This window comes from Streptomyces sp. ADMS (assembly GCF_033441795.1).
In the GTDB taxonomy this organism is placed as follows: domain Bacteria; phylum Actinomycetota; class Actinomycetes; order Streptomycetales; family Streptomycetaceae; genus Streptomyces.
On sequence record NZ_JAVFVX010000210.1, the window covers coordinates 1 to 5,881 of the forward strand.

5 protein-coding genes and 1 pseudogene are annotated in these 5,881 nt (G+C 67.8%); 4 read left to right on the forward strand and 2 right to left on the reverse strand.

Going from position 1 to position 5,881, the window contains the following annotated elements; all coding sequences use genetic code 11:
- Positions 1–92: 92 nt before the first annotated feature.
- Complete coding sequence (locus RB628_RS39055) at positions 93–284, reverse strand: helix-turn-helix domain-containing protein (RefSeq protein WP_318325402.1); 192 nt, start codon at positions 282–284, stop codon at positions 93–95.
- Positions 281–2,053: a replication initiator gene (locus RB628_RS39060; protein WP_318325403.1), complete on the reverse strand. Its 1,773-nt coding sequence runs from the start codon at positions 2,051–2,053 to the stop codon at positions 281–283. Before RB628_RS39060 ends, RB628_RS39055 begins: the two co-directional genes overlap by 4 nt.
- Before the next feature lie 313 nt (positions 2,054–2,366).
- Here RB628_RS39060 and RB628_RS39065 point away from each other — a divergent pair, with 313 nt between their 5' ends.
- The 4 genes and pseudogenes from RB628_RS39065 to RB628_RS39080 all read left to right on the forward strand — a co-directional run.
- Positions 2,367–2,786, forward strand: a complete 420-nt coding sequence (locus RB628_RS39065) for a winged helix-turn-helix domain-containing protein (protein ID WP_318325404.1) — start codon at positions 2,367–2,369, stop codon at positions 2,784–2,786.
- Positions 2,787–3,455: 669 nt separating this feature from the next.
- Complete coding sequence (locus RB628_RS39070; RefSeq protein ID WP_318325405.1) at positions 3,456–3,839, forward strand: type II toxin-antitoxin system RelE/ParE family toxin; 384 nt, start codon at positions 3,456–3,458, stop codon at positions 3,837–3,839.
- The gene (locus RB628_RS39075; RefSeq protein WP_103815984.1) at positions 3,836–4,174 is read left to right on the forward strand and encodes a helix-turn-helix domain-containing protein; all 339 of its coding nucleotides are present in this window, start codon (positions 3,836–3,838) and stop codon (positions 4,172–4,174) included. The genes RB628_RS39070 and RB628_RS39075 overlap by 4 nt, the downstream gene beginning before the upstream one ends.
- 35 nt (positions 4,175–4,209) lie before the next feature.
- Positions 4,210–4,425, forward strand: a pseudogene (locus RB628_RS39080) (helix-turn-helix domain-containing protein); the annotation flags it as partial.
- Positions 4,426–5,881 lie beyond the last annotated feature (1,456 nt).

Genomic DNA, 5,881 nt, shown 5'->3' on the forward strand with positions numbered 1-5,881 from the left:
GGCTTCCCAGCGGCTGTCCTTGCGCTGGTAGACGGTTCCGTCGCCGTTGGCGCGGCTACGACGGGAGACGGGGGTGTCGCGGGGTGTGGTCATCAGGCGGCGGCTTCCTGGTCGAGGCGGGTGCGGATGAAGTCGGTGAGGGCGTGGGTGGGGATGCGGCGGGCGCGGCCGAGGGTGATCGAGGCGAGTTGGTGGGTGCGGAGGAGGTCGTAGACGGCGGTGCGGCCGAGTTGGAGGCGGGCCATGACCTGGGGGACGGTGAGGAGTTCCGTGCCGGCGGTCACGTGACGGCCCCCGGCCGGTCAGCACCGGTCAGCCGACCAGTGGAGTGACCGACCAGGTGACCGGCGGAGTGGTCAGCGCGGTCACTGGAGCGCTTCGAGCGCCGGGTTCGGGTTGGTTGTTCGGGTCGGGTCTGCTGTGTTGCGGTCAGGAGGTCGAGGTGTTCGTGTTCGGGTAGGAGGCCGGTTCCGGCGTACCGCCAGTGGGAGATGACCAGCGTGGTGTCCGAGTCCACGCGTTGACCGGCGCTGTTGCGGTGACCGGGACGGTGACCGGCGGTCAGGTCGGTGGAGTGCTCGGCCTGGTCACCGATCGGACTGTCGCCCGCCTGACCGGCCTGCGTCTCCGCCGACGCCGACGCCGACGCCGACGCCGACGCCGGCGGTGGGGTTGGGGTTTGGGTGTCGGGTCGGCTGGTTCGCCAGGTGGTGCGTTCGGCTCGGAGGTGGGTGAGGGTGGTGGAGTAGTGGCGGGTGCGGGTGGAGAAGTGGCCTCGGAAGCCGAGCATGTGGGCCCATTGCCGCAGGCGGAGGTGGGCGTGCCGTCGCTTGGTGGCGAGGTGCCAGGCGGTGTGGATCAGGAGGCGGGCGTGGTCGGTGATGTCGTGGGTGGCGAGTTCGGCGAGGAGTCGGAGGCGGCGGTCGAGGGTGCCGGTGGTGGTCTCGGCTCCCTTGGTGGCGTACTTGGCGATGTAGGCGGCGACATGCCGGTCCGTGACCGGGCTGCCACCGGTGAAGTCCGTGCTGCGGATCGCGCGGACGTCGGTCTGCCGCCCGAACCGGAACACCAATCGCCCCGCCCGATCTGAGACTTGAGGCTGGGACGCGGGGATGTCCCCGGTGGGCTGCGGTTGCTTCGGCGGTTCCCCCTTGTGGTGGACGCGGGTGCGTGTGGCGGCGGCTCGGACGGCGTGGTCGAGGAGCCCGGTGGTGGCCCAGGCGGGTGGGGTGCTGGTGGGGCCGGTGGGCCCGTCGAGTCGGATGACGGCGTGGAAGTGGACCTGGCCCCGTTTCTGGTACTCGGCGACCTTGGCGTAGGAGAGCGTGGCGTGGTGGCGCAGGGTCCGCTGCGTCAGTCCGGCGGCCTTGGCGATCTCGCGTCGCAGGTGGGTGGTGAAGCGGGCCCACAGTGCCGGAGCGTGCGCGTTCCACAGCACCGCGCCCGTGTAGTCGTAGTGCTCGGAGTCGAGCGGGGTGCCCAGCAACCGGTCGTTGTCGGGGTGGGTATGGCCGCAGTGGCAGCGGCCGGTGTCGGGCTGGTTGTGGACGGGGCCGAAGCCGGGGGCGGTGAGGGTGGCGAACACGCGCGGGTGTGCGGCCACGCTGGTGGGGACTGTTTTGCCGCCGCGTAGTCCGGCGGCGATGAGTTGGTAGGTGTCGTAGCGGTAGACGGTGGAGCAGGCGGGGCAGCGGGTGGCACGGCGGTTGCCGCAGCGGACCAGCAGTTCGCCCGCCGGGAGTCGGCCGGAGTCGAAGTGGTGGAGGATCTCGCCGGTGGCGGTGTGGAGGTGGGTGCGGTGCCCGGTGAGGCGGATCGGGTGCGCGCAGCCGCCGAGTCCGGCTATCTGCCGTGTGAGGGGTGCGAGTTGGCCGGTGGCGGCGAGTTTCGCCAGCTTGGCGGTGAGCCTGGCGCGCCGCTCCAGCGCCGACCGCCCTGTCGCCGCAGAGGCGGTGACGTTCGCCGGGTAGGGCGGCGTGGTGAACGCCGGCGACGAGGGACGCGAGGCGGCTGGAACGGTCGCGGGGTACGGGAGTTGGAGCTGTGCGGGCATGCGGAATGGGGCCTTTCGGCGGGAGCGCGGAAGCGGTACGGCGCGGGGTGACGTGGGCAGGCCGAAGTGATCGGCTCACAGGGGAACGGGGGCGCCTCGGAGTTGGGCGCGGGGGCCGGACCAGTAAGGGCTGGTCGGCGGGGCGCGGTGTTGATCACCAACGGGTGCGTGACGTTAACATCGGCTCACAGGTGCATTCAAGTGCATCCCTCCTCATTCCTTTCTGTGGGCGGCGGAACGCGGGTAGTGTGGGGCCGGTTTCCCGGTTTGGACGGGCCGGAAATAGCTGTTAGACGGCACGGAAGGCGGCGGGGTGGCGGGCGTAAAGGCGACGCGGCGCGGGCGCAAGCCGATGGGCGGCGGCGGGGTGCAGCTGACGTTCGAGGTCATCGCCGAGACCCTGCGGGAGCAGATTCGCTCCGGCGGGCTGCGGCCGGGGGATCCGCTGCCGACGCAGGCCGTGCTGATGCGGGAGTTCGGGGCTTCCAGCCTGACCGTGCAGAAGGCCATGACCCTGCTCAAGCAGGAGGGGTGGGCGGTCTCCCGTCCCGGTAAGGGTGCCTTCGTCGCTCACTACGACCACACCAAGGACGAAGGCCCGGCGGAGGCGAGTACTCCTGCGGGCGGGACCGCGGCCCGCGTTGAGGCGTTGGAGCAGGCGCTGGCCGAGGCCGTCGAGCAGCTCGCCGAACTCCGCGCCCGTGTCGAGTCCCTGGAGACGAGAGACCGCTGACCCCCTTGCCGGGTGGGGGGCGGAGGGCTGGGGCGGAGGGCGGTGCGTTCAGATTTTCTCTACGAGGTTCAAGGCGGGCCCCGCCCGTCTGAACCGGCCGAACATCGCCGACCGACCCACCGTCGGGCGAGCAGCCGACGCTCGTGCCGAGTGTCGGCGGGCTGCCGGTCCCGGGCGTGAGCGGGGCTCAACCTGGCACCGCCGGGAGCAAGTTGTGGGCGCGGAGTCCTTGCGCGTCGCACGGCAAGTTGTCGCCCACGACCGTCCTACGGCCGGATCGCAGGCACATGGCCGACCAGGGGGCCGACCCTCACGCCCGCCGCCGGACTTGCCGAGGGCGGTGGTCGGCGTTGCCTCCGGCGGGGAGCGAAGCTCCCGGCCGCCCGTCGGGGGCCGACTTCTCCCGCCCCGGCCCCGCGCCGCCAGACTGGGCGACGCACCAGCCCGGCCGTACGCTGCCTCTCCCGCTCGGGCCCGATCCTGCCGAAAGAAGCCGACCCTGCGCCGCCTCGGCAGGCTGCCGCTGGTTTGCGGGCGGCGCCGTGCCATCAGGACGAAGGGGGAGTACCGGGCGCGTGCGACGCTGGAGCGGCTGCGGTCGCGGCGACGGCACACGACCTGAAGTACGAAGTCGCGCTCTCGCACCCCATGCCATATATCATCGGCGCTATGGACAGTGGGCGGTACTCGATCGAGATCGAGCCGGAGGTGCGGCTGTGGCTGGCGAACATTCCCGCTCATCACTACAAGCAGGCCGAACGCGTCGCCGACCTGCTCGCCGAGCAGCCCACCACGCTCGACGAACCGCACTCCCGCCACCTGGGCGGCAAGCTCCGCGAGCTGCGCTTCCGCCTGGGCGATGCCCATCAGCGGATCACCTACTGGCTGGCGCCCGGCCGACGTGTCGTGCTGCTCACCGTGTTCCGCAAGACCAAGATGCGCGAGCAGGCCGAAGTGGACCGCGCCCACGCCGCACAGCGATTGTGCGAGGCAGAGCATGAAGCCGCCGCCGAGCACGACCTCTACAGCCGCAACCTCAAGGAGAACCGATGAACCACAGCGAATGGAGGACCCGTCGCCACCGCCAGCTGCTGGGCGAACACCTGGACGCTGACCCCGAGTACGACCGTGTCTACGAAGAGGCCGGCCTCGCCATGACGTTGGGCAAGGCCGTCTACGACCGGCGTAAGCAGCTGGGTCTGAGCGAGGCCGATCTCGCTGAGCGCATGCACGTCGACGTCGATGACATCGAAGGCATCGAGACGGCCACCGAGCTGCCGCCCATCGCGGTCATCATGCGCCTGGCCCGCGCACTGGACCTCACGGTGGACGTGCACCTCGCCGGCGGAGACGAGCCCACCGTCACCATCGTCGCCCCAGCGGCCTGAGGCGGGGAGGAACCATGCAGGACCCGCCTTCCGCGCTCGCCCGTGAGCTCGGGCAACTCGTCCACGACCGGCGCATCGAGCTCGGGCTGTCCCAGGCCGAACTGGCCGAGCGGTGCGGGATGAAGCAGCCGCAGATCTCCCGCTTCGAAGGCGGCGGGACCGTGCCCACGCTTCCCCTCCTGCGCCGCCTGGCTCAGGCTCTCGGCGCCGACCTGACCATCAGCCTCACCCCGCACGACAAAGCCGCTTGACACGCATTCGGAATTCCTGGAATTCCCCAGGCGGTGTAGACCACTGACGGCAGTAGTGACGGCAACACCAGCAGATTCCAGCGCACGAGCACGAACATCCGGCGACTGTCAAATCTCCCGCTGACCGGCAAACTTGCAGGTAGGAGCGGCCTGGCCTGCACACGTACTATGTGGTGGCGGGTGCCACCCCCGTACTGGTTCACAATTGCGGAACGGGTCCCCGAGATGGTGCAGGTCTGGGTCCAGATGAACTCATGTCGAAGGCAGAAGGGCTTCGAGATGAGTACGCCGGAGAAATGGCCCAGCTCTCCAATAGGAAGAGGCCAGCCACTGTCACGGCTGGATACAATTCGGAGACCGGACAGTACGCCGCAGGTGCATCGTCTAAGGGTGTCTGCGCAGAGACTTGCGTTGTCAACCAGCTCGGAGGCGACCCGTCGAAGATTGTATTCACTGCTGCCGTAAGGCCTCGGACTGGGGCGCCGATCAATATCTGCGTCTCATGCGAAGGCCAGTTCGGACGTAGTGGGTTCAAGGGGGCGGGTACAGTGTTCGATTCAGACGTATTGAGACTCTTCGATGAATAACGCTTAAGGGTGGTTGGGGCCGATATGGACCTTGAACTGAGACGGCATTCCTGGGGATCACTCCAAGGGGTCTCTGGTGATGCTCGTATACTCGGGGATGCCCTCTGGGACCTTTCCCGCGCTGACAGCCGGGAGGTTGCGGTGGGCGCTGCGTGCCGGGTAGAGCAGGTCGCATTTGCGCAAGGACTTCTATGTGAAGCCTCGACCGCCTTGGCGTCTAGTCTCGTTCATTGTCTATGGCGCTGCTCGGACTATTCTGAAGATCTAATTCTAGGGCTTCTCTCGGATATTTCGGCCGCCGTGGTGAGCGAGGAGGATCCGGGCGTATACGGCCCGGCGTCCGAAGCGGAGTGCATGAAAGAGATCAGCCTTGGATATCCGGCCTACGTTGAGATTCTTGAAACGAGCGCAACGCTTGATTCTCGTACGGCTTGTATCGACCTAATTCTCATGTGTGGGCTATTTAGTAGCGAGCTTAGGTCTCGGTCCGTATATTTCCTGGAGAGTGCTCAAGGGCTAGCCGGGCTAGAGGGGAATCTAGGCCTAATTTCTGCCTCGATTGAAGAATTGCGAGACGCTGGCTAATTTTCTCGGAATGTTCGAGACATCTCCGATGGTAGGGGTGGTGTCGATGTTCAGGGATGAGCAGACTGATCTCCGCCGGATTTGATTTCGCCGAGGATCTGCCGAAGGCCCGCCGGACTGCTTCCGGCGGGCCTTCGGGGCTTTGACGGCAACGGTGACGGCAACGGTGACGGCAACGTCAGTAGACGACGGCTGCGATGGGTGGGTCTTCAGGGTCGTCGTCGGCCTGGTACTACAGCCTCAGGTCTTGTGACTGGTGATCGGTGCTGATCGTTGTCCGGTCA

What these genes read in the sequence shown, in the direction of transcription:
- RB628_RS39070 (WP_318325405.1), top strand. Translation starts at nt 3,456, where the DNA reads ATGGACAGTGGGCGGTACTCGATCGAGATCGAGCCGGAGGTGCGGCTG.
- RB628_RS39075 (WP_103815984.1), top strand. Translation starts at nt 3,836, where the DNA reads ATGAACCACAGCGAATGGAGGACCCGTCGCCACCGCCAGCTGCTGGGC.
- RB628_RS39060 (WP_318325403.1), bottom strand. Translation starts at nt 2,053, where the DNA reads ATGCCCGCACAGCTCCAACTCCCGTACCCCGCGACCGTTCCAGCCGCC.